This window comes from Sphingomonas ginkgonis, from assembly GCF_003970925.1.
GTDB lineage: Bacteria > Pseudomonadota > Alphaproteobacteria > Sphingomonadales > Sphingomonadaceae > Sphingomicrobium > Sphingomicrobium ginkgonis.
The window spans coordinates 392,231-416,991 of the sequence record NZ_RWJF01000001.1 but is presented as its reverse complement, the minus strand read 5'-3'; the positions used below and the strand labels follow the sequence as shown (position 1 = coordinate 416,991).

24 protein-coding genes and 1 tRNA gene are annotated in these 24,761 nt (G+C 68.0%); 15 read left to right on the top strand and 10 right to left on the bottom strand.

Going from position 1 to position 24,761, the window contains the following annotated elements; all coding sequences use genetic code 11:
• Positions 1–5 precede the first annotated feature (5 nt).
• The 3 genes from HMF7854_RS02050 to HMF7854_RS02040 all read right to left on the bottom strand — a co-directional run bounded on the left by HMF7854_RS02050 (position 6) and on the right by HMF7854_RS02040 (position 4,036).
• Positions 6–794 (bottom strand): exodeoxyribonuclease III, encoded by a 789-nt coding sequence (locus HMF7854_RS02050; protein ID WP_126717582.1) that lies wholly within the window; start codon positions 792–794, stop codon positions 6–8.
• A gap of 193 nt (positions 795–987) precedes the next feature.
• Positions 988–1,599 (bottom strand): LolA family protein, encoded by a 612-nt coding sequence (locus tag HMF7854_RS02045; protein ID WP_126717581.1) that lies wholly within the window; start codon positions 1,597–1,599, stop codon positions 988–990.
• 88 nt (positions 1,600–1,687) lie between these two features.
• Positions 1,688–4,036: an FtsK/SpoIIIE family DNA translocase gene (locus HMF7854_RS02040; protein ID WP_420822356.1), complete on the bottom strand. Its 2,349-nt coding sequence runs from the start codon at positions 4,034–4,036 to the stop codon at positions 1,688–1,690.
• A gap of 138 nt (positions 4,037–4,174) precedes the next feature.
• Between HMF7854_RS02040 and HMF7854_RS02035 the strand changes: the two genes are divergently transcribed.
• Positions 4,175–5,395: an FAD-dependent monooxygenase gene (locus HMF7854_RS02035; RefSeq protein WP_126717580.1), complete on the top strand. Its 1,221-nt coding sequence runs from the start codon at positions 4,175–4,177 to the stop codon at positions 5,393–5,395.
• A 3-nt stretch (positions 5,396–5,398) separates the two neighbouring features.
• On the opposite strand, the gene HMF7854_RS02030 is transcribed toward HMF7854_RS02035, so the two are convergent.
• Both HMF7854_RS02030 and HMF7854_RS02025 read right to left on the bottom strand, forming a co-directional pair.
• A complete protein-coding gene (locus HMF7854_RS02030) occupies positions 5,399–6,031 on the bottom strand; it encodes an LON peptidase substrate-binding domain-containing protein (RefSeq protein ID WP_126717579.1) in 633 nt (210 codons plus the stop codon).
• Positions 6,028–6,936, bottom strand: coding sequence for a tetratricopeptide repeat protein (locus HMF7854_RS02025; RefSeq protein WP_239016798.1), 909 nt, complete (start codon positions 6,934–6,936; stop codon positions 6,028–6,030). The genes HMF7854_RS02030 and HMF7854_RS02025 overlap by 4 nt, the downstream gene beginning before the upstream one ends.
• Before the next feature lie 130 nt (positions 6,937–7,066).
• On the opposite strand from HMF7854_RS02025, the gene HMF7854_RS02020 reads away from it, so the two are divergent.
• The 4 genes from HMF7854_RS02020 to ribH all read left to right on the top strand — a co-directional run bounded on the left by HMF7854_RS02020 (position 7,067) and on the right by ribH (position 9,538).
• Positions 7,067–7,141, top strand: a tRNA-Gly gene (locus HMF7854_RS02020).
• 41 nt (positions 7,142–7,182) lie between these two features.
• Complete coding sequence (locus tag HMF7854_RS02015; protein ID WP_126717578.1) at positions 7,183–7,797, top strand: riboflavin synthase; 615 nt, start codon at positions 7,183–7,185, stop codon at positions 7,795–7,797.
• A 44-nt stretch (positions 7,798–7,841) separates the two neighbouring features.
• Positions 7,842–9,119 (top strand): 3,4-dihydroxy-2-butanone-4-phosphate synthase, encoded by a 1,278-nt coding sequence (gene ribB / locus HMF7854_RS02010; RefSeq protein WP_126717577.1) that lies wholly within the window; start codon positions 7,842–7,844, stop codon positions 9,117–9,119.
• The gene (gene ribH, locus HMF7854_RS02005) at positions 9,119–9,538 is read left to right on the top strand and encodes a 6,7-dimethyl-8-ribityllumazine synthase (RefSeq protein ID WP_126717576.1); all 420 of its coding nucleotides are present in this window, start codon (positions 9,119–9,121) and stop codon (positions 9,536–9,538) included. Before ribB ends, ribH begins: the two co-directional genes overlap by 1 nt.
• Here ribH and HMF7854_RS02000 read toward each other — a convergent pair.
• Positions 9,531–10,154, bottom strand: a complete 624-nt coding sequence (locus HMF7854_RS02000) for an SOUL family heme-binding protein (protein WP_126717575.1) — start codon at positions 10,152–10,154, stop codon at positions 9,531–9,533. The genes ribH and HMF7854_RS02000 overlap by 8 nt on opposite strands.
• A 103-nt stretch (positions 10,155–10,257) precedes the next feature.
• Here HMF7854_RS02000 and HMF7854_RS01995 point away from each other — a divergent pair, with 103 nt between their 5' ends.
• From HMF7854_RS01995 to ssb, 5 genes are all read left to right on the top strand, one after another.
• The gene (locus tag HMF7854_RS01995; protein ID WP_126717574.1) at positions 10,258–11,145 is read left to right on the top strand and encodes a DMT family transporter; all 888 of its coding nucleotides are present in this window, start codon (positions 10,258–10,260) and stop codon (positions 11,143–11,145) included.
• A gap of 5 nt (positions 11,146–11,150) precedes the next feature.
• Positions 11,151–11,804 carry a COQ9 family protein gene (locus HMF7854_RS01990; RefSeq protein WP_126717573.1) on the top strand — a complete coding sequence of 218 codons (654 nt, stop codon included), beginning with the start codon at positions 11,151–11,153 and terminating at the stop codon, positions 11,802–11,804.
• A 68-nt stretch (positions 11,805–11,872) separates the two neighbouring features.
• Positions 11,873–12,136: a FeoA family protein gene (locus HMF7854_RS01985; RefSeq protein WP_126717572.1), complete on the top strand. Its 264-nt coding sequence runs from the start codon at positions 11,873–11,875 to the stop codon at positions 12,134–12,136.
• The gene (gene feoB, locus HMF7854_RS01980) at positions 12,133–13,983 is read left to right on the top strand and encodes a ferrous iron transporter B (protein WP_126717571.1); all 1,851 of its coding nucleotides are present in this window, start codon (positions 12,133–12,135) and stop codon (positions 13,981–13,983) included. Before HMF7854_RS01985 ends, feoB begins: the two co-directional genes overlap by 4 nt.
• An 11-nt stretch (positions 13,984–13,994) precedes the next feature.
• Complete coding sequence (gene ssb / locus HMF7854_RS01975; RefSeq protein ID WP_126717570.1) at positions 13,995–14,549, top strand: single-stranded DNA-binding protein; 555 nt, start codon at positions 13,995–13,997, stop codon at positions 14,547–14,549.
• 25 nt (positions 14,550–14,574) lie between these two features.
• On the opposite strand, the gene HMF7854_RS01970 is transcribed toward ssb, so the two are convergent.
• The 3 genes from HMF7854_RS01970 to HMF7854_RS01960 form a co-directional block, all read right to left on the bottom strand.
• Entirely contained in the window at positions 14,575–16,635 is a 2,061-nt protein-coding gene (locus HMF7854_RS01970; RefSeq protein ID WP_126717569.1) for a catalase, read from the bottom strand.
• 118 nt (positions 16,636–16,753) lie between these two features.
• On the bottom strand, positions 16,754–17,275 hold the full coding sequence (locus HMF7854_RS01965; protein ID WP_126717568.1) for a YceD family protein: 522 nt from the start codon (positions 17,273–17,275) through the stop codon (positions 16,754–16,756).
• A complete protein-coding gene (locus HMF7854_RS01960; protein ID WP_185829121.1) occupies positions 17,272–17,772 on the bottom strand; it encodes a ubiquinol-cytochrome C chaperone family protein in 501 nt (166 codons plus the stop codon). Before HMF7854_RS01960 ends, HMF7854_RS01965 begins: the two co-directional genes overlap by 4 nt.
• A 138-nt stretch (positions 17,773–17,910) precedes the next feature.
• On the opposite strand from HMF7854_RS01960, the gene HMF7854_RS01955 reads away from it, so the two are divergent.
• The 4 genes from HMF7854_RS01955 (at position 17,911) to HMF7854_RS01940 (ending at position 21,431) form a co-directional block, all read left to right on the top strand.
• Positions 17,911–18,366 carry an outer membrane protein assembly factor BamE gene (locus tag HMF7854_RS01955; protein WP_126717566.1) on the top strand — a complete coding sequence of 152 codons (456 nt, stop codon included), beginning with the start codon at positions 17,911–17,913 and terminating at the stop codon, positions 18,364–18,366.
• Positions 18,367–18,418: 52 nt separating this feature from the next.
• Positions 18,419–19,153, top strand: a complete 735-nt coding sequence (locus HMF7854_RS01950) for a tryptophan 2,3-dioxygenase (RefSeq protein WP_185829120.1) — start codon at positions 18,419–18,421, stop codon at positions 19,151–19,153.
• Positions 19,150–20,310: a kynureninase/PvdN C-terminal domain-containing protein gene (locus HMF7854_RS01945; RefSeq protein ID WP_126717565.1), complete on the top strand. Its 1,161-nt coding sequence runs from the start codon at positions 19,150–19,152 to the stop codon at positions 20,308–20,310. Before HMF7854_RS01950 ends, HMF7854_RS01945 begins: the two co-directional genes overlap by 4 nt.
• A gap of 89 nt (positions 20,311–20,399) precedes the next feature.
• On the top strand, positions 20,400–21,431 hold the full coding sequence (locus HMF7854_RS01940) for a ThuA domain-containing protein (protein ID WP_239016797.1): 1,032 nt from the start codon (positions 20,400–20,402) through the stop codon (positions 21,429–21,431).
• On the opposite strand, the gene HMF7854_RS01935 is transcribed toward HMF7854_RS01940, so the two are convergent.
• The gene (locus HMF7854_RS01935; RefSeq protein ID WP_126717563.1) at positions 21,428–22,063 is read right to left on the bottom strand and encodes a TetR/AcrR family transcriptional regulator; all 636 of its coding nucleotides are present in this window, start codon (positions 22,061–22,063) and stop codon (positions 21,428–21,430) included. The two genes, HMF7854_RS01940 and HMF7854_RS01935, sit on opposite strands and share 4 nt — an antisense overlap.
• Before the next feature lie 221 nt (positions 22,064–22,284).
• Here HMF7854_RS01935 and HMF7854_RS01930 point away from each other — a divergent pair, with 221 nt between their 5' ends.
• Positions 22,285–24,759, top strand: coding sequence for a TonB-dependent receptor (locus HMF7854_RS01930; protein WP_185829119.1), 2,475 nt, complete (start codon positions 22,285–22,287; stop codon positions 24,757–24,759).
• The last annotated feature ends 2 nt before the right edge of the window (positions 24,760–24,761 follow it).

The window sequence follows — 24,761 nt, the reverse complement described above, 5'->3', positions numbered from 1 at the left end:
CTCGCTCAAGCGTCAATCTCGAGGATCAGCGGGACATGATCTGAGGGCCGCTCCCAGCCGCGGCAGGACTCGAGCACGCGGTGGCTGCGGGTACGCTCGGCGATCTCGGGCGAGCACCACATATGGTCGAGTCGGCGGCCCCGGTCGCTCGCCGCCCAGTCGATCGCCCGGTAGCTCCACCAGGTGAAGTTGCGTTCCGGTGCGGGGATGTGGCGGCGGCCGAGGTCGACCCAGCCGTGCGCGTCCTGCAACCGCCCCAGCGCCTCCACCTCGATGGGGGTGTGGCTGACGATGTCGAGCAGGGCCTTGTGGCTCCACACGTCGCATTCGAGCGGCGCAATGTTGAAGTCGCCGACGATCAAAGTCGGCTCAGCCAACTTCTCCGACCAGCGGGTCATCCGCTCGACAAAGTCCAGCTTCTGGCCAAATTTGGGATTCTTTTCGCGGTCCGGGACATCGCCGCCGGCCGGAATGTAGACATTCTCGAGCCGGAGCCCGCCGGGCAGCCGGGCACCGACGTGGCGGGCTTCGCCATTGTCCTGCCAGTCGTGCTTGCCATGGTCGGCGAGCGGCACCCGGCTGAGGATCGCAACTCCGTGGTGCATCTTCTGGCCGTTGAGCAGCTGGTGGACATATCCACGGCTGCGGAACAGGTCGCCCGGGAAGATGCCGTCCATCACCTTGGTTTCCTGCAGGCAAAGGATGTCGGGCTGCTCCTCGTCAAGCAACCGCTCGACGATCGGTGCGCGGGCGCGAACCGAGTTGATGTTCCAGCTGGCGATCTTGAGCGTCACTTGGCTCCCCTAGCGCCCCGGGGCCCGGATACGCAAAGGCCCCCGCTCCGGGGGCATGGAGCGAGGGCCGACCAAGCGTTCGTCACGCGAGGTGATCACCGGACCCAAGTAACAGGGGGAAACCTCAGGTGCCTGATGATCACCTTTGAAATAGAAGCAGTTAGCTGACCCTCAGGTGAACGGTAGCCGCAGGCTACCGTTTTTTCGGCTCCGTGAATGAAAAGGCACTCTCCGGCACCGCGACGTTGTATCGCTGGTTGTCGAGCTTGACCGTGGTCCGCTTGTTCTGCGCGTCGATCGCGCTCCAGCCCTCCAGCAGCAGCCCGCCTGGCGCCCCGGCCGACTTGCTGAAGGCGAGCACCAGCGTCCCGAACTCTGGCCGACGGGCGTCGCGCGCCCGGACGAGGACGACACGGCTGTCGCTGGGCAGGATTGTGGCGATCCGCGCCAGATCGGGGTTGGTGGCGAGGAGAATGGCGAGCGGTGACTTGCCGATCGGCCACTTGCTGTGCTGCCCGACGTCATAATCGAGATAGTGGAGCGTCGCGCCGTCGGAAACGAGAAGCGCGTCCGCCCCGCCGCCGTAAGCGAAACGGATCTTGCCGGGCCGCTTGAGCGCCAGCGTCCCGGCGAGCGTCTGACCCTTGCCGTCGGTCTGGCGGAAAGCGGCGGTCATCGACTGGGTGGCGGCAAGCGATTGCTGGACCTGTGCCAACGCGGGGGACGGCGCAGCGGCGGCCGGGCTGGCGGCGGCGAAGACCGCAACCGGGGCAAGCGCCCGCGCCAGGGTGCGGGTGGAAATCATCAGGAAACTCCCGGAAAATAGCTTGGCCGAGCGTTGGGCCGAGCGGATTGAATGCGTCCTGAACCCGGCGGTTCCGGACCGTTCAGCCTCAGAGCGGGTGGCCATCGGTGTCGATCAGCACCTCGCGCCGGCCCACATGGTCGGGTTGGCTGACCTTTCCTTCCTTCTCCATCTGCTCGATCAGCCGGGCCGCGCTGTTATAGCCGATCCGAAGCTGGCGCTGGATGTAGCTGGTCGACGCCTTCTGGCTCTCGGCCACCACCTGCACCGCCTTGCGGTAGAGGCTGGTTTCCGGGTCGTCCTCGCCGATCGGGGCGCCGTCGAGCAGATAGCCGCCGTCCTCCGGCTCCTCGGTGACCGCCTGGATATAGTCGGGAACGCCCTGGCCGCGCCAATGCTCGGCGACTGCGCGAACCTCCTCGTCGCTGACGAACGGGCCATGGACGCGGATGATCTGCTTGCCACCCGCCATGTAGAGCATATCGCCCTTGCCCAGCAGCTGCTCGGCGCCCTGCTCGCCGAGGATGGTGCGGCTGTCGATCTTGCTTGTCACCTGGAAGCTGATTCGGGTCGGCAGATTGGCCTTGATGACCCCGGTGATGACGTCGACCGACGGCCGCTGGGTGGCCATGATAAGGTGGATGCCGGCTGCCCGCGCCTTCTGGGCGAGGCGCTGGATGAGGAACTCGACCTCCTTGCCGGCGGTCATCATCAGGTCGGCGAGTTCGTCGACCACGACCACGATCTGCGGCAGAAGCTCATAGTCGAGCTCCTCCGTCTCGTAGAGCGGCTGGCCGCTGTCTGCGTCGTAGCCGGTCTGCACCCGGCGACCGAGTTTGGCGCCCTTCGCCTTGGCCTCGCGGACCTTGTCGTTGAAGCTCTTCAACGCCCGGACGCCGAGGCTCGCCATCATCCGGTAGCGCTCCTCCATCTGCTCCACGGTCCACTTCAGCGCGCGGATCGCCTTCGCCGGCTCGGTCACCACCGGCGAGAGGAGATGCGGGATGTCATCGTAGACACTGAGCTCGAGCATCTTGGGATCGATCATGATCATCCGGCACTCGTCGGGGTTCAGCCGGTAGAGCAGCGAGAGAATCATGGCGTTGAGCCCAACCGACTTGCCCGAGCCGGTGGTCCCGGCGACGAGCAGGTGCGGCATCGGTGCCAGATCGGCAATGACGGGATCGCCGGCGATATTCTTGCCGAGGATCAGCGGCAGGGACATGTTCTGGTCTTCGAACATGTCGCTGGCGATCAGCTCGGACAGCGAGACGGTCTCGCGCTTGGGGTTGGGCAGCTCGATCCCGATCACGCTTCGACCCGGGATGGTGGCGACCCGGGCGGAGAGCGCCGACATGTTGCGGGCGATATCGTCCGCCAATTGGATGACCCGGCTCGCCTTGATCCCGCTCGCGGGCTCGAGCTCGTACATGGTGACGACCGGCCCGGGCCGGACCTCGACGATGTCGCCGCGGACATGGAAGTCCTCGAGCACGCTTTCGAGCAGCCGGGCGTTGCGCTCGAGACCTGCCTTATCGACCTTGGTCGCCCCGCTGTCGGGGATCGGCGCGAGAAGCGAGAGTCCGGGCAGCTGGTAATTGTCGCCGAGCGCGAGGCTGGTCTGCTGGCCCTTGCCCTTCTTCTCGCCCTTGCCGCGGGCGCTCGCCACCGGCGGGGCGGGCTCGGCGACGGAAACGGCAGGTCGCGAGCGGGGCGGCTCGGCCGCCGCCGCGGCACGACCGGCGCGCTCGCGCGGCGCCTCGGTCCGGCGCGGCTTGGCCTCTACATCGCGGGGGGCGCGGCGGAACAGGCTGGCAAACCAGCCCTTTTCCTCCGAGCGAAGACCTAGCGAAAAGAAGGCCAGCGTCAGCCCGGCAACGCCGAGCAGGAGAATCAGCGCCAGCCGTACCGGGCCGGCGATGCCCGGATTAGAGATCCGGTCGAGCCCGGCGTCGATGCCGTTCGCCCCCGCTAGCCCCAGCGCGCCGCCCCAGCCGGCGGGAAGCCCTGACACGGCGGAGCCGGCGGTGAGCCCAAGCGCCAGGCCGATCAGCAGGACGCCCGCGGCGACGACCAGCAGGGCACGGCCGATGCGTCCAGTCGGTTCCATCCGCATCAGCCGGACTCCGGCCAGCCCGATCACCGGGAGGAACAGCGCGGCGCCCGGGCCGAACAGCAGAAGGAGCAGGTCGCTGGCGTAGGCGCCCGGCGACCCCAGCCAGTTGAGCGGCGGACCCCCGGCGGCGGTGGAGAAGCTCGGGTCGACGGTCGAGTGGGTCGCGAGCGCGACCGCGCCGGCGATGCTGAGCGCGAGCAGGACGGCGCCCCACACGCGGATCGCGAACTGGCGAAGCGAATCGGACAGCCGCTCGCGCCAGTCGGGCCCGAGGTCCTTCGCCATCTCGCCTTTGCGTAGCCGCGCTGCTGCGGTCGCCATCACCATCCCTCCCCAACTCGTGGCGTCACAATGCCTTGCGGCGGACTCGGGGGTCAAGGATGAGCGGCGAGCCAGCGATCGCGAGCGCCGGGCTGTGGCCGGATTGCGTCGCCGCGTCCGGGGTGACAGAGGGAGGCCATGGACCGTGCGGACGTGATCATTCTCGGCGGCGGGCTGGTCGGCCTGTCGCTCGCCGCCGCGCTCGACGCGAGCGGATTGTCGGCGATCGTGGTCGATCCTGCCGATCCCGAGCAGCAGGGCGCGGCTGGGTTCGATGGACGCACCAGTGCGGTCTCCTCCTCGAGCCGGCGGATGTTCGACGTCACCGGCGTGTCGGAGCATTTCGCGGAAGCGGGATGCCCCATCCGCGCGATCAAGGTCGCCGACGGGCTTCAGCCTGGCGGGCTGACCTTCGCCCCGGACGCGGACGACGATGAGCCACTCGGCTTCATGTACGAAAATCGGCAGCTCCGCGCCGCGCTCCGCGCCCGGGCAGAAGTCGGTCGCCATCTCTGGCTGATGTGGAAGGCGAGTCCGGCGCGGGTCGAGCGCGCCGAGCATGGCGTCACCGTGTCGCTGCAGGATGGTCGCCAGCTCAGCGCGCCGCTGCTCGTCGCCGCCGAGGGCCGTCGCTCGCCCACCCGCGAGCAGGCCGGGATCCGCTTCGCTCGCTGGCGCTACGATCATTCGGCGATCGTCTCGACCTTCGCGCACGAAGAGCCGCACGAGAATATCGCGTGGGAAATCTTTTTTCCGTCCGGTCCCTTTGCGCTGCTGCCGATGAACGATCGCGATGGCCGGCACCGGTCGGCGCTGGTGTGGTCGGTGCCGCGGCAGGACACCGAAGGCTGGCTGTCGCTGTCCGACGCCGACTTTGCGGCCGAGGTGCACCGGGCGATGGGCGGCTTCCTGGGTGCCGTCGAGATGCTCTCGCCACGTTCGACCTACCCGCTCGGCTTCCACCATGCCGCGCGGATCACGGACCGGCGGCTGGCGCTGGTCGGCGATTCGGCCCACGGCATTCACCCCATCGCCGGGCAGGGCGTGAACCTCGGCTTTCGCGATGCCGCGGCGCTCGCGCAGGTGCTGGTCGAGGGGGCGCGGCTCGGACTCGACCTCGGCGATCGCCAGCTGCTCGACCGCTATCAGCGCTGGCGCAGCCTCGATTCGCTCAGCGTCGCGATGGCGACCGATAGCCTGACCCGAGTCTACAGTATTCCCGGCCGGACCGCGTCCGCGATCCGCCGACTGGGAATGAGCGTCATCGACCGGGTTGCGCCCATCAAGGACCGGATGATGGCGGAAGCCCGGGGCACCTCGGGCGACCTCCCGCTGCTCCTGCGCGGGCTGCCGGTCTAGCCGCTACTGCAGCGTCGGCTGGGTTTCGAACCCGGTCAGCGCGAGCCGTTGAAACTGCATCAGCTGCACCAGCAGGTCGGCCCGGTCGTGGAGCGATACCGCTTCCAGCAGCGCCTGCTTGGCCCCGAGATCGAAGGGCGCGACCTGGGCAATGGCATTGACCAGCATTTCGTCGTCGAGCCGGTTCACCGCGTTCCAGTCGACCGTCAGCCCCATCGCGTCGCCCAATCGGCGCGCTTCCTCCTCGACCGACGCTCGGCGGGCGATACTGAGGGGTGAGGGCTCCTCGTCGTCGAACAGGCCCAGCTCTACGTCCGCCTGGCGGTAGGCGGTGTCGACCGACAGCTCGTCGACCACGCGAAAGCGGTGAGAACCCTGGAGGACGATGTTGAAGCGCCCGTCGTCGAGCTCCTCGACGTTGACCAGCTCGCCGAGGCAACCGACGGCCGCGATCGGCGGGCGCTCCGGCCCGTCGGCGAGGCTCGACGGCTGGATCATCCCGATCCGGCCCGGCCCGGCGGCCGCATCGCGAACCATCTCACGGTAGCGCGGCTCGAAGATGTGGAGCGGAAGCTGCGCGCGCGGGAACAGCAGCGCGCCGGCCAGCGGGAAGATCGGGATCTGAATCCGGCTCATGTGAAGAGCAGGGCCGACAGGCGGCGGCGCTGGTTGCGACTCCACGGGTCACCGAGACCCTGCGCCTCGAGCAGCTGGAGGAAGCGCTGCCGCGCCTCGCCTTCGCGCCACTCCCGGTCCTTGCCGACGATCTCCAGCAGCAGGTCGGCCGCCCGGTCGCGATCGCCCGCCGCTATCTGCGCCTGGGCCAGCTCAAACTGGGTGTCAAGGTCATCGGGGTTGGCCGCGGCGCGCGCCTCGAGTTCGGCTGAATCGCCGACGGGCGCTGCGGACGCGAGCTCCAAAGCAGCCCTCGCCCGAGCAACGGCCGGATCCTTCCGGGTCTTCTCGTCGAGCCCGTCGAGCAGGGCGCGTGCTTCGTCGCCGCGCTGCTGGGCAACCAGGGCGCGGGCGAGCGCCGCATTGACCTCGGGATGGTAGGGGGCGAGCTCCAGCACCTGGCGCAGGATGTTCTCCGCGCGGGGTGCGTCGCCGTCCTCCAGTACCTGCTCGGCCATCTGCAGCAGCGGGTCGACCTGCGCCTCCAGCGCCTGTGCCTCACCCTTGACGCCAAGACGTCCGACGAGCTGCTCGAGGATCTGCCGGAGCTGGCCCTCACTCCGATAGGGCGTGAGATCGCCGACCGGCTGGCCGCGGTACAGCGCATAGACGGTTGGCACCGACTGGATGCGGAACTGGTCGGCGATGATGCGCTGTTCGTCGATGTCGATCCTGACCAGCTGAACGCCTTGTGGCGCGAGCTCGGCCGTGACCTTTTCGAGGATCGGGGACAGCTGCTTGCAGGGACCGCACCAGCTGGCGGTGAACTGAAGCACAACCAGGCTGGACATCGACGGCGTCATCACCTCGCGCTCGAAGCGCTCGACCGCCGCGCGTTCCGCCTCGTTCAGACCCAGAGTCGCCACGCTCACTCCCTCATTGTTCGTCGGCCATATGAGCGCGAGGGGGCGATGCCACAAGGAGGGTTGCGCGGGCCGCGAAACGCGTGCTAGGCGCGCCGCCTCACCCGGCCGGTCCTTCCGGCCTTTCGCCAGAGCGGGCGTAGCTCAGGGGTAGAGCACAACCTTGCCAAGGTTGGGGTCGAGGGTTCGAATCCCTTCGCCCGCTCCAGCGTGTCGCGGCCGGATCCGCCTTCACTAGGAACCGCGCGCATGTTTACCGGCATTGTCACCAGCGTCGGAACGGTCCGCAGCGTCGAGCAGCGGGGCGACCCTCGGCTCGTGATTGGCTGTGATTATGACATGGCGTCGGTTGATCTCGGCGCGTCGATCTCCTGCTCGGGCGTCTGCCTGACCGTGGTCGACAAGGGCGACGACTGGTTCGCGGTCGACGTCTCCGGCGAGACGCTGTCGCGGACCGCGCCCGGACAGTGGCGAGTAGGTGCCCGGCTCAACCTTGAGCGCGCGATGCGGCTGGGAGACGAACTCGGCGGTCATCTCGTGACGGGGCATGTCGATGGGCTTGCGACCGTTGTTGGGGTCTCTCCCGAAGGCGACAGCCGACGGATCGAGCTTGCCATCAGCCCCGACCTGGGCCGCTACGTCGCCGCCAAGGGTTCGGTCACCCTCGACGGCGTCTCGCTTACCGTCAATGGCATCCAAGACGAAGCGGAAGAGACGCGGTTCGCGGTCAACGTCATTCCGCACACAGCGCAGGAAACGACGTTGGGTGGTGCGGAGGCTGGCTGCCAGCTGAATGTCGAGATTGATGTGATTGCTCGCTATATTGACCGCATAACCATCAGCAGATCACAGCAGACTAGCTGATCTTTGGTCGCGACACACACATTTGGATGTGATACGGCTGGCCCATGTCGCAGTCGCTCATCGAACGGCTTAACGCCATCATCGCCACCGGCGAGATCAGCCGGGCCGGGCTGGCACGGGCTGCCGGGCTTCATCCTAATTCCCTGCGCAAGCTTGGCCAGCCGGACTGGAACCCGACCGCCGATACGCTGACCCGGCTGGAAAAGCTGATCCAGCGCGGCACCACTGATGTGCTGGTGGGCGCCGAGGCGATTATCAACGAGGCGTGCAACGGCCGGATGTACATTCTGGTCGACGATGCCGACCGGGAGAATGAGGGCGACCTCATCATCCCCGGGCAGATGGCGACGCCGGACGCGATCAATTTCATGGCGCGACACGGGCGCGGGCTGATCTGTCTGGCGATCACGAAGGAGCGCTCCGAGCAGCTTGAACTCAAGCCGATGAGCCAGCACAATCGCAGCCGCAACGAGACAGCCTTCACGGTTTCGATCGAGGCGCGCGAAGGAATCAGCACCGGCATCAGCGCGGCCGATCGCGCGCGCACCGTCGCGGTAGCGATCGATTCGGGTAACGGCCCTGACGCGGTGGTCTCTCCCGGCCATGTCTTTCCGCTGATTGCCCGCCCGGGCGGCGTGCTGGTCCGGGCCGGTCATACCGAGGCGGCGGTCGACGTTTCGCGCCTCGCCGGTCTCAACCCGTCCGGGGTCATCTGCGAGATCATGCGCGAGGACGGGACCATGGCCCGCCTCGACGACCTAATGGATTTCGCCCGCCAGCATGGGCTCAAGATCGGTACGATCCGCGACCTGATCGCCTACAGACTCAAGCACGACCATATGGTCGAACGGGTCGCGACCGATGGCTTCCGCAGCGCCAGCGGGACCGAGTGGCAGGCGCAGGTTTTCCGCGACAAGGCGTCGGGGGTCGAGCAGCTGGCGCTGGTGCTGGGCCGGATCGAACCGGACACGCCGACGCTGGTGCGGATGCACGGGCTCGACTTCTTCGCCGACACGCTTGGCGAGCAGGGCCCGCGCGCCGGGCTGCTTCAGGGCGCGATGCGGATGATCGAGACGCACGGCTCGGGCGTGCTCGTCACGCTGTGGGGATCGGACCCGTCCTTTCTCTCGCGCAAGGTCGGCCGCCAGGGCAGCGCCGCCGAGGGTGAGATGCTCCGCAGCTACGGCACCGGGGCGCAGATCCTCGCGGCGCTCGGCATCCATGAAATGATCCTGCTCACCAACACCCGCCACTCGCCGGTCGGACTCGCCGGTTACGGGCTGAGCATCGTCGAAGAGCGTCCGATCGAGGGAGTGAACTGATGGCGCATGTGCTGATCGTCGAGGCGCGCTTCTACGGCCATCTCAACGACATGCTGCTGGCAGGCGCGCGCGGAGCGATCGAGGCCGGGGGACACAGCCACGAAACGGTGACCGTTCCCGGAGCGTTGGAGCTCCCCGGCGCCATTGCTCTGGCGGCGGAGAGCGGGCGATTCGACGCCTTCGTTGCGCTCGGCGTGGTGATCCGCGGCGAAACCTATCACTTCGAGATCGTCGCCGAGGAGAGCGCCCGCGGGGTCATGGCGCTGACGCTCGACGGGCTGGCGGTCGGCAACGGCGTGCTGACGGTCGAAAACGAAGCGCAGGCGATTGTCCGGGCCGATCCCGCTCAGTCCGACAAGGGCGGCGGAGCGGCGAAGGCCGCGATCGCCCTGTTCGAACTTCGCAACCGCTTTAGCTGAGCGGCAGCAGAACCTCGCAGCGGCGCAGCGGCGGCGGGATCATCGGCGAGTTGTAGAAGGCATATTCGGGCTCGGCGGCAGGCGCTTCGCCGAGCCGGGTCAGCCAGCCGCGCAGCAGGTCCTCGTGGACCGTCAGCTTGTCGTCCGACGCCACGCCCGAGAAGCGGATCGCGCCGACCCGCCGTTCGGCCACCAGCACCAGCTCGATCTCGGCCGGCGGATCCGGGAGGTTCTCCTCGCTTCGTCCGTCGGGCATGACGAACCGCACGCGCCAGCCGCCCTCGGCAGTGTCGTCGAAGAACATCGGCGTGTCGTGCTCGGCCGATTCCTGCAGGACCGGAACGGTCATCGGGAGCGCCTCGCCGGCCCGCGACTTGGCGAAGATATAGTCGGCGAGCCGGCGGAAGCCTTCGCCGAGCGCGCGCTTGCGCGGGCCCTGCACCACCGTCTCGGCGACGGTCAGTGCGGGATAGGACCGGATCTCCAGCTCCCCTTCGCTGCGCAGAACGCGATAGGTCGGCCCAGGCGTTTCTTTCTCGCGAAAATAGTAGATGGCGGCCGCGCCGAGCAGCGCTGCTCCGGCTGCCGCTGCTCCGCCGATGACTGCCTTGCGCATGACTTGCCCCTTCGTTCCGTCGCCCTCAGGCGAACAATGCGCGACGCCATGCCGCCGTTCCTTTTCGGTTGGCGCGGCGGGCGGCCGTGCCTAGGGCGCGACGGTGAACCCGCGAGATCCCGCCAAGCCGCACCCGCTTGCCTTCGCCGCGCTGCTTCTCGGCAATGTGGCGCTGGCCTTCGGGCCCTGGCTGGTCCGGCTGGCCGACACGGGGCCAGTCGCAGCGGGTTTCTGGCGGCTCAGCCTCGCGCTGCCGGTGCTGTTCCTGCTCGCCCGCGTCACCGGGCAGCCGGCGCACTGGCCGCGGCGCGCGCTGGTCGTGGCGATCGCCATCGGCGCGCTCTTCTACGCCGCCGACCTTGCCAGCTGGAACGTCGGCATTCGCATGACCAAGCTCGGCAACAGCGCGCTGTTCGGCAATTTCGCCAGCTTCGGCTTCGCCGCTTACGGCCTCTGGCTGGCGCGGCGCTGGCCATCGCGGCTGCAAGGAGCCGCGCTGCTGCTCGCCGGCGCGGGCACGGCCCTGCTGATGGCAAGCAGCTACGAGCTAGACGTGCGCTATCTTCATGGCGATCTGCTGACCCTGATCGCCGGCCTGCTCTACACCGGGTATCTGATCTTCATCGAGCGGGCGCGGGCCGAGCTCCCGCCACTCCCCGTTCTCGTCCTCTCCAGCCTGTTCAGCGCGGCCATGCTGTTGCCGCTGTGTCTGGCGATCGGCGAGCGGATCGTCCCGCACGACTGGACCCCGCTGCTGATCTTCGCGCTATCGAGCCAGGTGATCGGCCAAGGTCTGCTGGTCTATGCCATCGGCACCTTTCCGCCGCTGGTGGTCGGCCTCGCGCTGCTCACCCAGCCGGCCATTTCCGCGCTGGTCGGATGGATCGCCTATGGCGAGCGTCTAAGCGCCGCCGACTTCGCCGGGATGGTGGCGATCGCCGCCGCGCTGGTGCTGGTCCGCTTGCAACCGCGCGGGCGAGGCGCCACTTGACCTTCATGGCCGAGATGACCCCGCTTGCCGCCCTGCGCCTCCGCCTCGCCCCGCTGGTCGCCGAAAACGCCGTGTTCGACGGTTGGACCGAGGAGGCGGTCGATTCCGCGGCGGGTCAGGCCGAAGTACCGGTGGCCCAGGCCCGGCTCGCGCTCGGGGCCCGGCCACTCGATCTCGTTAGCGCCTGGATCGAAAGCATCGACTTGGCGATGGTCGCCGCCTTCCCGCCCGAACGGATCGCCGCGCTGTCGATCCGCCAGCGGATCACCGAACTCGTTTGGTTCCGCATCGAACAGGCCGCGGCGACGCGCGAGGCGCTCCGCAGTGCCCTGTCGATACTTGCGCTGCCGCAGAACGTCCCGACCGCGCTGCGTACTTCGTGGAACAGCGCGAACCTGATGTGGCGCCTCGCCGGCGACACGGCGACCGACTATAATCATTACACCAAGCGGACGACCCTGTCCGCCGTCTACGGCTCGACCCTGCTCGCGCTGCTGACCGACGAGAGCGAGGGATACGGCGAAACCCGCGCCTTTCTCGACCGCCGAATCGAGAATGTCATGCAGTTCGAGAAGTGGAAGTCTGGCTGGTCCGCGAATGCCATCCGGCGCCCGAGCCTCAGCCGGTTCCTCGGTCGACTGCGCTATCCTGCACGCTGACAGGATGAACAGGGAATCACTGGCGCTTCCCAACAGTTAATGATAATCACTCGCAAATGACGGCGCCGATGACCACCCAGGCTTTCGCGATCGGACTGGACCAACTGCGGGTCGGCGCCCGCGCGCGGGTCGTCGAGATTCGCTGGGACGAGCTGGAGGAAGCGGAAGGCTGCCGCCTGCGCCACTTCGGGTTCGACGAGGGCGTCACCGTCGAACCGCTGCACCTTGGACCGGTCGGCCGCGACCCCGTGGCGGTGCGCGTCGGGCGAATGACCGTCGCCATCCGTCGGGCCCATGCGCGGGCGGTCCGCGTGGTGCCGCTGGTCCAGTGAACCCCGCCCCGCTGGTTGCGGTCGTCGGCAATCCCAACGCCGGCAAGAGTGCGCTGTTCAACGCCCTGACCGGCGCCCGACAGAAGGTCGGCAACTATCCCGGCGTGACCGTCGAGCGGAAGGGCGGCCGGATGACCCTGCCCGACGGACGCCCGGTGGAGCTGGTCGACCTGCCCGGCTCCTACGGTCTCGATCCCTCCAGTCCTGACGAAGCGGTCACCCGCGACGTGCTGCTCGGCAAGCAGAAGGGCGAGCGGCTGCCCGACGCGCTGCTGATCGTGGTCGATGCGTCCAACCTCGACAATCACCTCCGCTTCGCGCTCCAGCTGATCGCGCTCGGCCTGCCGACCGTGGTCGCGCTCAACATGATCGACATGGCGAGACGCGACGGGCTGGAGATCGACGCCGAGCGCCTCTCCGCCGACCTCGGCGTGCCGGTGGTCGAGACCGTCGCGGTCCGCCGCCGCGGGATCGAGCAGCTGCGCGGCAGCCTCGCCGAGCTGCTGCTCGGTCCGCGCAAGATCCGCGCGGGCGCCGCTCCCTCTCATGACCCGTTGCAGCTGCAGCGGAGCGCCCGTTCGATCGCGGCCCACGCGGTCCGGAGCGAGACCCCGGTGCGGCGGATCACCCATCGGCTGGACGCGGTGCTGCTGCACCCGGTCGCCGGCCCGCTGATCCTCGCCGGCATCCTGTTCGTCATGTTCCAGGCGGTGTTCGCCTGGTCCGAGACGCCGGTAGGCTGGATCGAGACGCTGGTCGCCTGGGCCGGCGACCGCGCCAGCGCGACCTTGCCGCCGGGCATCCTTCGTTCGCTCGTGGTCGACGGGGCGATCAACGGGGTCGGGGCGGTGATCACCTTCCTGCCGCAGATCCTCATCCTCTTCCTGTTCATCCTGCTGCTCGAGGCGACCGGCTACATGGTTCGCGCCGCCTTCCTGATGGACCGGCTGATGCACCGCGTCGGCCTGTCTGGGCGGAGTTTCATCCCGCTCCTGTCGAGCTTCGCCTGCGCGGTGCCGGGGATCATGGCGACGCGCACCATCGATAATGAGAAGGACCGGCTGACGACCATCCTCGTCGCGCCGTTGATGACCTGCTCGGCCCGGCTCCCGGTCTACACGCTGGTGATCGCCGCGTTCATACCCGCGCGCAAGGTCGGCGGGGTGATCGGCCTTCAGGGGTTGGTCCTGTTCGGGCTCTACCTCGCGGGGATCGTCGGTGCGCTGCTCGCCGCCGCGGTGCTCCGGCGCAGCGTCGCCAAGGGAGCGAGCGGCTTCTTCATGATGGAGCTGCCCAAGTATCAGCTGCCGATCCTCAAGGACGTTGCGCTTGGGTTGTGGCAGCGCGCCGCGATCTTCCTCAAGCGGGCGGGCGGGATCATCCTCGTCACCACGCTGGTGCTTTGGGCACTGACCAGCTTCCCGCAGGCCGGGCCCGGGCAGAAGCAGAGCGAAGTGTCGATCGCCGGCCACATCGCCGACGGGATCGAGACGGTGGTCCGCCCGGTCGGGTTCAACCACGAGATCAGCCTCGCGCTGCTCCCGGCGATGGCGGCGCGCGAGGTGGCGGTGAGCGCCATCGCCACCGTCTACTCGGTCGACAGCAAGGACGAGGACCAGCAGGCGGCCAATCTCGAGGATCGGCTGCGCGGGCGCTGGCCGCTGCCGACCGCGCTCGCCTTCCTCGCCTGGTTCGTCTTCGCTCCCCAGTGCATCTCGACCATCGCGGTCACGAGGCGCGAGACCAACGGCTGGAAATGGCCGCTGTTCATGGTTGGCTACCTGTTCGCGCTGGCCTACATCGCGGCAGGAGCAACTTATTGGCTGGCGCGCTTCGCCGGCCTGTAGCGGAGAGAAGCATGGCGGGCAGCGTCAACAAGGTCATACTCGTCGGCAATCTCGGCCGCGATCCCGAGAGCCGGAGCTTCCAGAACGGCGGCAAGGTGGTCGAGCTGCGCATCGCCACGTCGGAGAACTGGAAGGACCGCAACAGCGGCGAGCGCAAGGAAAAGACCGAATGGCACACGGTCAAGATCATGAGCGAGGGCCTCGCCAACGTCGCCGAGCGCTATTTGAAAAAGGGCAGCAAGGTCTATCTCGAGGGCCAGCTGGAGACCCGCAAGTGGCAGGACCAGCAGGGCCAGGACCGCTATTCGACCGAGGTCGTGCTGCGCAATTTCAACTCCAGCATGGTGCTGCTCGACGGCCGCGGTGAAGGCGGCGGTGGCGGCGGCTTCGGTGGTGGTTCAAGCAGCAGCGGCGGCTACGACGAGGGCTTCGGCGGTTCCGGCGGTGGTGGCGGCTTCGGGTCGGGCGGCTACAGCGGCGGCGGATCCGGGCGTGGCGGAAGCTCCGGCGCACGTCCGCAGCCGGCGGCGTTCGACAGCGACCTCGACGACGACGTTCCCTTCTAAGGGGAACGTCGCCGCCGCGGCCTGATCAGGCGAGCATGCGCAGGGTCGGCTCGCGATCGTAATAGCGGTGCTTGGCCGCCTCGACGAAGCCGTCGAGGTCGGTCACGCCGGCGTCCTTCTCGACCCCGGCCTTGTCGAGCAGCGGCTGCGCCTCGGGGGTGGCGCCGATCGCCTTCAGATGGCCGAAGGCATCCATCACCCACTGCACCGCCGCGCCCTGCCGGGCGAGCAGCTGCGCCGACTCGGCCGACAGCAGCAACGCGACCGCATCGAAGATCTGCGAAGGCGTTCCCAGCAGGCCGCCGTCGGCCTTCTGCATGGTTCCGTCGCTGAGCTTGGTGGCGTGGATACGCGGGGCGACGATCATCGCCTTGCCGCCCTCCGCCCCGACCGCGTCGACCAGCTGCTGGAGCTGGTTTGCGTCGGTCTCGTCGGCGATCAGGATCCCGACCTGCCGGCCCTTTAGCAGCGGCTTCATGTTCTTGTGGATCGACAGCGCGTCGGACGGCTCCATGTCGACCGGCTCGCGCGAGGCGGGCGCCTTCTCGGGCAGCGGGAGACCGAGCGCGTTGGCGACGCGCTGCGCGAGCCCCTCATCGACGTTGCGCAGGTTGGCAACCAGCCGCGGCGCGATCTGCGGCATTTCGACCTTGCTCAGCTCGAAGGCGAAGGAGGAGGCGATATGTGCCTGCTCGTGCGGGTCCTGGCTGAGCCAGAACATCCGCGCCTGGCTGTAATGGTCGGCGAACAGCTCCGAACGGACGCGGAGCTTGGGCCCGCTCTCCCGCTCCCCGCTGGCAAGATTGGCGGGCGAATGGCCGCGCGCCGGGCATTCGCGCGGGCCGCCGTCCTCGCCACCCTGCGATAGACTGTTCGGCTCATAGTTGGCGCGGCCCTGCGGGACGGTCATCTGCATCTGCCCGTCGCGCTGGAAGTTCATCATCGGACAGCGCGGGGCGTTGATCGGCAATTGGTGAAAATTGGCTGTGCCTAGCCGCGACTTCTGCGTGTCTAGGTAGGAGAAGAGCCGTCCCTGCAGCAGCGGGTCGTTGGAGAAGTCGACGCCGGGCACGACATTGCCGGGGCAGAAGGCGACCTGCTCGGTCTCGGCGAAGAAATTGTCCGGGTTGCGGTTGAGCTGGAGGGTTCCGATGACCCGCACCGGCAGGTCTTCCTCGGGGATGAGCTTGGTCGAGTCGAGCACATCGTATGGCTGCGCTCGGGCGAACTCCTCGTCGAACACCTGCACGCCGAGTTCCCACTCGGGATAGTCGCCGCTGGCGATCGCCTCGTAGAGGTCTCGGCGGTGATAGTCGTTGTCGGCGGCCTGGAGCTTAAGCGCCTCGTCCCAGATCGTCGACTGGATGCCGAGCTTGGGCTTCCAGTGAAACTTGACGAAACTTTCCTTGCCCTCGGCATTGATCAGCCGAAAGCTGTGGATTCCGAAGCCTTCCATCATCCGCAGCGAGCGCGGCAGAGTGCGGTCGCTCATCGCCCACATCAGCATGTGGGTCGTTTCGGGCATCAAAGAGGCGAAGTCCCAGAAGGTGTCGTGCGCGGTGCCGGCCTGCGGATAGGCCCGGTCGGCTTCCATCTTGGCCGCATGGATCAGGTCCGGAAACTTGATCGCGTCTTGGATGAAGAAGACCGGGATGTTGTTACCGACCAGATCCCAATTGCCCTCGCTCGTGTAGAACTTGACCGCGAAGCCGCGCACGTCGCGCGGCGTGTCGACGCTTCCCGCGCCGCCGGCGACCGTCGAGAAGCGGACGAACACCGGGGTCTCGGTGCCGCTCTTGAACAGCGCCGCCTTGCAAACGTCGGAGAAGTCGTCGGTGGCGGTGAACACTCCGTGCGCGCCGGAGCCGCGGGCGTGGACGATCCGCTCGGGAATGCGCTCATGGTCGAAGTGGAAGATCTTCTCGCGAAGGACAAAGTCCTCGAGCAGCGTCGGGCCGCGTTCGCCACCCTTCAGGCTGTTCTGGTTGTCGGCGATCGCGATCCCCTGGTTGGTGGTGAGGACGGGATAGTCGCTCCCCTGCTGATGGGTTTCGCCGCCGCTGCCCGCTTGCCGCTCTTCATTCATCGTCGATCGCTTTCTCTGTCCTGTAATCTCTCGCAAAGCAGCAACGCCCCGCTGCGAAGGGAATTTCCGGTTGCAGAGAAAAACTTGGCTGGAGCGAGCGTGCCGAGCGGCGGGACGATTATTCGGGGGACTTCTGCTGCTTGAGCGCTGCCAGCGCCGCGAACGGCCCGGCCTGCTCCTCGCTGAGCACGCCGGCTTCGCGCAGCGCGGTGTCAGCCTCTGGCGCCCTGGGATAGGGATCGAGGCTCAGCGCCAGCGTGTCGGCGAGCGCCTCGCCGAGATCGATCGACTGGCCGTCGTGGAACACCACGTCGCAGTCCGCCTCGCTCAGCTCGATCTCCTCGTCGGGCGCAGTGCCGTGCGGTTCCGGCAGGAAGTCGATGGCGAAGGACTCGTCGACATGGGCCGGCACCGGCTCGCCCGTCGCGACGCAGCTTTGCTCGAGCGCCGCCCGGATCCGTCCCTCGGCATGGACCCGCTCGCCCTCTCGGGTCAGCGCGACATGCGCCTCGAACCGCTCCAGCCGGGCCAGCCCGAGCCGGTCGCGCACCGCGTCGCGCTCCGCATCGTCGGCGACGAGGTCGAGCCGCTGCCCGTCGCGGACCTGCGCGAGGTTCAGCCGGTGGGCGAAGTCGCTCACGGCAGCTGGCCGGCGACGAGCGCCTCGTCGGAGGTCCGCTGCAGCGCGGCCCAGAAAGCGCGCAGCCGCTGCTCCATCAGCGCCGCGACGGATCCTTCGACCTCCACCTCGCGATAGACGCTGCGGTGGGTCGCCGCGGTCCAGCTCGCCTCGCCGGCGGCGACCCGGCGCCACTCGCCGACCCGGTTGCCAAGCGAGCCGACCAGCTTGCCGACCTTCTTCGAGATGCCGGGATCGCTGATGCCGAGCTGGCGCATTTCCACGTCCATGTTCTCGATAAAGCATTCGGTCAGCGCGACGCTGGACCGCCGCGCCTCGTCCTCGCCCTGTTCGAGCCGCAACGTGGTCAGCGCCTGGATGGTCGCAAGCATGGCGAAGCGCCCGTCGATCGTGTCCGGCACGCCGAGGTCGCGATACCAGTCCGGCTCGCGGGCGCGCTCCACCACCGCGTTGTAGAGCGGACGCGCGACGTTGGGTTCGCTCTTGAAGAGACGCATCAGCGCCTTCACTGTCATCCTCCGTTCAGGAGCGCCCGCGCACTTGCGCAAACGGCTGGCGCGCATATGGAGGGCCGGGGTGCACCCGCGCAAGGGCGGCGCTCTCCCCAATGGAGTGAAGTGATGACTGTTCGAGCGATGACCCTGGCAGGCCTGGTCCTCGGTGCGAGCGCGCTGGCGGGCTGCGCGGGCGTCCACGACACCAAAGGCTTCGTCATGGACAAGCAGCTCGCCTCCACCATCCAGCCGGGCGTCGACAACAAGGACTCGGTCGCCAAGGCGCTCGGCCGGCCGACCTTCACCGGTCAGTTCGACCAGAGCGAATGGTATTATGTGGCGCGCAAGACGACCACCATCGCCTTCCGCCAGCCGCGGGTCACCGACCAGACCGTGCTGCGGGTGAAGTTCGACCAGGCCGGAAACGTCGCCTCGGTCAACCAGACCGGGCGCGAGCTGGTCCGCTACATCCGTCCGAGCCGCGACCTCACGCCGACCCTCGGCCGCAAGAAGAGCTTCTTCGACGAGATCTTCGGCAACATCGGCGTGGTCGGCGCGGCCCCTGGTGCCGGCGGCGACAGCTCGCCCGGCAGCTGAACCCTGCCGCGGGCGGCGTGACGCGGCGCCCGCTTTGGCCTAGGCCACGAGCATGACCGCGACGCCCGCCGGCATGACCTATGCCGACTATCTCCAGCTGCCGACGCTGCTGTCGGCGCAGAAGCCGCTCAGCGACCTCCACGACGAGATGCTGTTCATCGTCATCCACCAGACGAAGGAACTGTGGCTCAAGCAGATGCTTCACGAGGTGGCGCTGGCGATCGAGCTGATCGCCGCCGACCGCCCCGCGGAGGCCTACAAGGCGCTGGCCCGGGTTAGCCGGATCCAGTCGGTCATGACTTTGTCCTGGGACGTGCTCGCGACCCTGACTCCGGTCGACTATGGCAAGTTCCGGGCGGTGCTCGGCACCTCGTCGGGCTTCCAGTCGGCGCAATTCCGTGAGCTCGAATATCGGCTTGGGCTGAAAGATCCCAACTTCCTTCGGTTCCACGAAGGCAGCGGCGAAGGGCATGCGCGGCTCGCGGCCGCCCTCGAGGCACCCAGCCTGTGGGAGGTCTGCGATGCGGCGCGCGAACGGGCCGGGGCGCCGAGCTGGCTCGCCGTGTACCGCAACGCCGACCGCTGGTTCGACCTCTACGAGATGGCCGAGAAGCTGGTCGACATCGACGATGCGCTGGCCGGGTGGCGGCACAAGCATGTGCTGACGGTCGAGCGGATCATCGGCGGCAAGCCCGGGACGGGCGGGTCGGAGGGTGTCGCCTATCTCCAGTCCACCCTCGCCAAGCGTGCCTTCCCCGAGCTGTGGCGGCTGAGGACCGAGCTATGAGCTTCAAGCCGCTCTTCGCGCGTAGCCTGGCGGCCGATCCGGACCGGCTCCACTTCGCCGCGCACAGTCATCATCTCTGGCCCGACGCCTCGCGCGAAGGACAGATCGAATGCTGGGATGATGCGGCGCGGCTCGCCGACCGCAAGTGGAAGCGGGTGATGGGCGAGATCTGGTCCGCCGCCCAGGCCGAGGTCGCGGCTGAGCTCGGGACTGGCCAATCGGACGCCGTAGTGTTCGCGGCGAACACCCACGACTTCCTCGTCCGACTATGGGGCGCGGCGCCGCGTCGCGCTGGCGGGCCGCTGCGGATCCTCACCAGCGACGGCGAGTTCCACAGTGCCCGGCGACAGTTCGCGCGCTGGGCGGAGGAGGGCAGCGTTACCCTCGACGTGGTGGCGGCCGAGCCGTTCGACGACTTTGCAAATCGCTTCCTCGCGCGGGCGGCCGCGGGCGAGCACGACCTCATCCTCGTCAGCCACGTCCTGTTCGGAAGCGGGCGCGTCTTCGCCGGGCTGGAGGAGCTCGCGCGGCTCGCCGATCCGGCCGGACCCTGGGTGGTCGTCGACGGCTATCACGCCTTCATGGCGCTCGACGCGCCGCTCACCCCCGCGCTGGGCGAGCGGCTCTTCTATCTTGGCGGCGGTTACAAATATGCGATGAGCGGCGAGGGGATGGGCTTTCTCCACTGCCCGCCGGAGTTCGGCGCGCGGCCGCCGCTGACCGGCTGGTACGCAGAATTCGAGGACCTGACCCTTCCGCCAGGCCAGATCGGGTACGCTCCGGACGCGATGCGCTTCATGGGGGCGACGTTCGACCCCAGCGCGCTCTACCGCTTCCTCGCCGTGCGCGGGATGCTGGCGGCGAATGGGCTGACGACCGCCCGGATCTCGGGGCTGGTACGAGAACTCCAGCAACGATTGATCGACGAATTAGGCGACAGCGTGCTTGGCACGGCGGAACTGCTCAACCCCACATCCGGGGAGCAACACGCCCGCTTCCTCGCGCTGCGTTCGCCCGCGGCGAAGGGCTGGTGCGATGCGCTCAGCGCGCGCAACATCGTCACCGACGTGCGCGGCGACGTGCTGCGGATCGGGTTCGGGCTCTACCAGGACGAGGCGGATGTCGACCTTCTGTTGGAGGCGCTGCGCAACCTGTAGGCCGGACCGGGCCCGTGCGAACGTGAGGGGGAGTGTCGATGCGTAGATTCTTGTTGGCCCTACTCTCCTTGTTGGCTGCAACGCCAGCCATGGCCGCGCCGCTCGACTGCCCGCTGCGCGACGCGCCCTTCTCCTCGCGATCGCCGCTGATCGACCTGCTGCTGAGCCCGCGCGCCGCGGCGATCCTCCGCCAAAGAGTGCCTGATCTCGGGCGGGGCCTGCCCGCCGACTTCCTCCGCACCGAGGCGCCAAGCTTCGCCGCCATCCTGACCGTCCGCGACGTGGTGAAGGGGCCGGACGCCTCGGTCCAACTGGAGCGGCTCGACCGGGCGCTCGCAGCCGTGCCGGTCACGGCGGAGGATCGGCGCCAGCGCTGCGCCCGCTACGACGACGACCGGCCGGCGTTCAAGCTGTCCGCAGGACGCCCGCGCTTTCTCCTGTTCGAAAAGATCAACGGCTTCCGCGACTCGCCGTCGGTGGACGCCGCGCACGCCGCCTTCGTCACCATCGCCCGGCGCCACGGCTGGGCGCTCGCCTCGACCGATCGCGGCGGTGCGATCAATGCCGCGACGCTGCGCTCGTTCGATGCGGTGATCTGGAACAACATCAGCGGCGACGTACTGACCCTCTCGCAGCGGGCCGCCCTCCGCCGCTTCGTCGAGCGCGGCGGCGGCTTCGTCGCAGTCCACGGCTCGGCGGGCGACCCGGCGACCTTCTGGGACTGGTACAGCGACCGTCTGATCGGCGCCCGCTTCCTCGGCCACCCGATGAGTCCGCAGTTCCAGGCGGCGACGATCCGGCTGGAGGATCGTTCGGGGCCGGTCACCAGCGGGCTTCCGCCGAGCTGGTCGATGACCGACGAGTGGTACAGCTTCCGTGCCAATCCGCGCGCGAGCGGCGCCCATGTTCTCGCGACCCTGGACGAGCGGAGCTACCGGCTGGTCGGCATGAATGGCGAGGACCTGCGGATGGGTGACCATCCAATCGCCTGGACCCGGATGCTCGGCCGCGGGCGGGTCTTCTACTCGGCGATCGGTCACCGGCCCGAGCAATATGCCGAGCCGCTCTACCTGCGGATGCTAGATCAGGCGATGCGCTGGACGGCCCGCGCCCGCCGCTAGCGCTTGGCTAATCCGCCGCGGAGCAGCCGGGCGGCGGCGGCGGCGACCTTCTCCGGTTCCTCGTGCGACCAGACTCCATAGCGCAGGCCGAGGAAGACGTTCATTCCCATGACCGCCCAGGCGCGCACCTCGCTCTCGAGCGGGTCGGCGGCCGGCTGGACCTCGCCGCGGGCCGCCGCCGCGTCGAGCCGGGCGGCGATGCGGGTGGCGGTGGTCTGGTAATGGTCGTGGAAGCCCTGCGGATCGACGAACTCGGCTTCGTCGATGATCCGATAGACCTGCTTCTGCTGCTCGACGAAGCGGAGGAAGCTCTCGAGCGCGCAGCTCTCGGCCTCGATCCCGTCGCTGGCTCCGCTGAGCGACGGCGCGACATGTTCGCGGACTCGGTCCGACATGTCGCGAACCAGCGCGCGGAACACGTCCTCCTTGCTGTCGAAGTAGGTATAGAAGGTGCCGAGCGCGACCTTGGCACGGCTGGTAATGCCGACGATCGAGCTGTCCGCGAAGCCCTTGTCGCCGAACTCGACCCGCGCCGCGTCGAGGATCTTGCGCAGCGTCCGCTCACCGCGCGCGGTCCGCGGGGCCTTGCCGTCGCTGGCCGCGCTACCACCGCCCGACTCGAGACGCAGCATCGCCGATCCATCCCCCGTCCCCGCGCTAGCAGCGGCGTTTCTCGACGCCGTTTCCTTCATCCCCACCGACCCCTCATGTGTCGCCCCAGCAACGGCTCGCTCGTTTCTCAACCCACTTCCTGCAAACGAAGTTGAAAGCCGGTTCGACTTTCATTAGTCGAAGCGAGCAAGGGAGCGCAACCGGATTGACGGTGCGCCGTGAACAGGAGGGGTTTTCAATCATGTCGTCCTCGACGCTGTACCGCCGCGTGCTTCTCGTCGGCGCTTCGACCATGGCCGTGTTCGCCGCAACGCCGGCCTTCGCGCAGGCGCAGCCGACCCCGAGCCAGCCGGACATCGCCGCTCCCCCCGCCAGCAACCCGGAAGAGCGGACCGCGCAGGCGATCAACCAGACTACCGCCACCTCGCCCGGCGATGCCAGCACCGGCGACATCGTCGTCACCGCCCGGCGCCGCGCGGAAAGCCTCAAGGACGTCCCGATCGCGGTGACCGCGATCACCGGTGCGCAGCTCGACAAGCAGGGCGCGATCGACATCACCGATGTTGCCCAGTCGGCCCCGAACGTCACCCTCGAAGTCTCGCGCGGCACCAACTCGACGTTGACCGCCTTCATCCGCGGCGTCGGCCAGCAGGACCCGGTCGCCGGCTTCGAGCAGGGCGTCGGCATCTATCTCGACGACGTCTACCTCAACCGGCCGCAGGGCGCGGTGCTCGACATCTACGACGTCGACCGGATCGAGGTGCTGCGCGGCCCGCAAGGCACGCTCTACGGCCGCAACACCATTGGCGGCGCGGTGAAATATGTCACCCGCCGGCTGGCCAACCGGCCGACCATCTCGGCCCGGCTCGACGCCGGCACCCACGACATGGTCAACGGGGTGGTCTCGGGCTCGCTGCCGATCGCCGACTGGTTCCGCATCGGCGGCGCGGTCGCCCGGCTCACCCGTGACGGTTACGGCCGCAATCTCACCACCGGCTACAGCAACTACGACAAGGACGTCACTGCCGCGCGCGTCTCGGCCGAGTTCGGCACCAGTGACGATTTGATGTTTCGAATCAACGCCGACCACACCCGCGACGACAGCAGCACGCGCGGCGGCCACCGGCTGATCCCCGGCCAGCGCTCCGGAGCGCCGGTCCTGGCCGACGTGTTCGACTCGCAGGGTGGGCTGGTCTCGCCCAAGCAGAAGGTCGTCTCGAAGGGCGTCGACCTGCACGGCCAATGGACGTTCGCGGAAGGGCTGACCTTCAAGTCGATCACTGCCTGGCGCAAGGACAACAGCGCCACCCCGATCGACTTCGACGCGCTCGCCGCGGTCGATGTCGATGTCCCCGCCTTCTACCGCAACCGCCAGTTCAGCCAGGAGCTTCAGCTCCAGGTCAACAAGGGTCCGCTGCAGGGCGTGCTGGGCGGCTATTACCTCAACGCCAAGGCGTTCACCGCTTTCGACGTCCGGCTGTTCACCACGGTCGCCGGCCTGGCCGCGCTGACTCAGGGCAATGTCGAGACCAAGGCTTGGGCGCTGTTCGGCGACTTCACCTACAACTTCACGCCGCAATTCGCGCTGTCGGCCGGGCTTCGCTACACCAACGACAAGCGTCACTCGACGATCTTCCGCCAGAACTATCTCGGCGGCGGCTCACCCCTGTTCAGCGGCGCAGGGGTTCCGTTCGGTGCACCGACCAGCAACTTCGATGGCCGCCGCAAGGACGATGCCTTCACCCCGCGCGTGTCGCTCAGCTTCAAGCCGAACGCCGACAACACCTTCTACGCGAGCTATGCGCAGGGCTTCAAAGGCGGAGGCTTCGATCCGCGCGGCCTCTCGACGCAGGCTCCCGACACCAACAACAACGGGGTGCGCGACTATTCGGAGCAGTATAACTTCCTGACCTTCAAGCCGGAGAAGGTCCGGACCGAGGAGGTCGGCTACAAGGCCAGCCTGTTCGACCGCCGCATCTACACCGCGGTGGCGCTGTTCAATGCCGACTACAAGGATGTGCAGATCCCGGGCTCGGCCGGCACCGTCGTCAACGGCCTGCCGACTTTTGTCGGAATCACCACCAATGCCGCCAAGGCCCGCATTCGCGGCGTCGAGTGGGAAGGCGACGCGCGGCTGTTCGGCAACGCAGGCGGTTCGCGGATGAACTTCGGCTGGTCGCTCGGCTATCTCGACGCCAAGTACCAGCGCTACACGACGCTGCTCACCTACGCCTACGTCAACGGCGTGCTGACCCGGGTCGCGCCCTACCAGGCGGACGTGTCGGACTTCCGCAAGATCCAGAACACGCCGAAGTGGACCGCGAGCGGAACGCTGAACTACACCACCCCGTTCGTCGGCGGCGAGCTGAACCTCAACTCGACCCTGTCGTACCGGAGCAAGAGCCAGCAGTTCGAACTGGCCACGCCGGGGCTCGACCAGAAGGGCTATTCGCTGCTCGACGCCAACGCCGTGCTCAATCTCGGGCCGTGGACGCTCGGATTGCACGGGCGCAACCTGACCAATAAGAAGTATGTCGTGGCCGGCTACAACTTCCTCAACCAGAATCCCTTCACCGGGCAGTTCATCCGCAGCGGCAGCGCCGTCGGCTCGGTCGCAACGCCGGGGATCCAGCCGACGCTGGGAACCGAGGGCGTGCTGACCGGCTACTACGGCAACCCGCGGCAGCTCTGGGCCTCGATCGGGCTCAAGTTCTGACC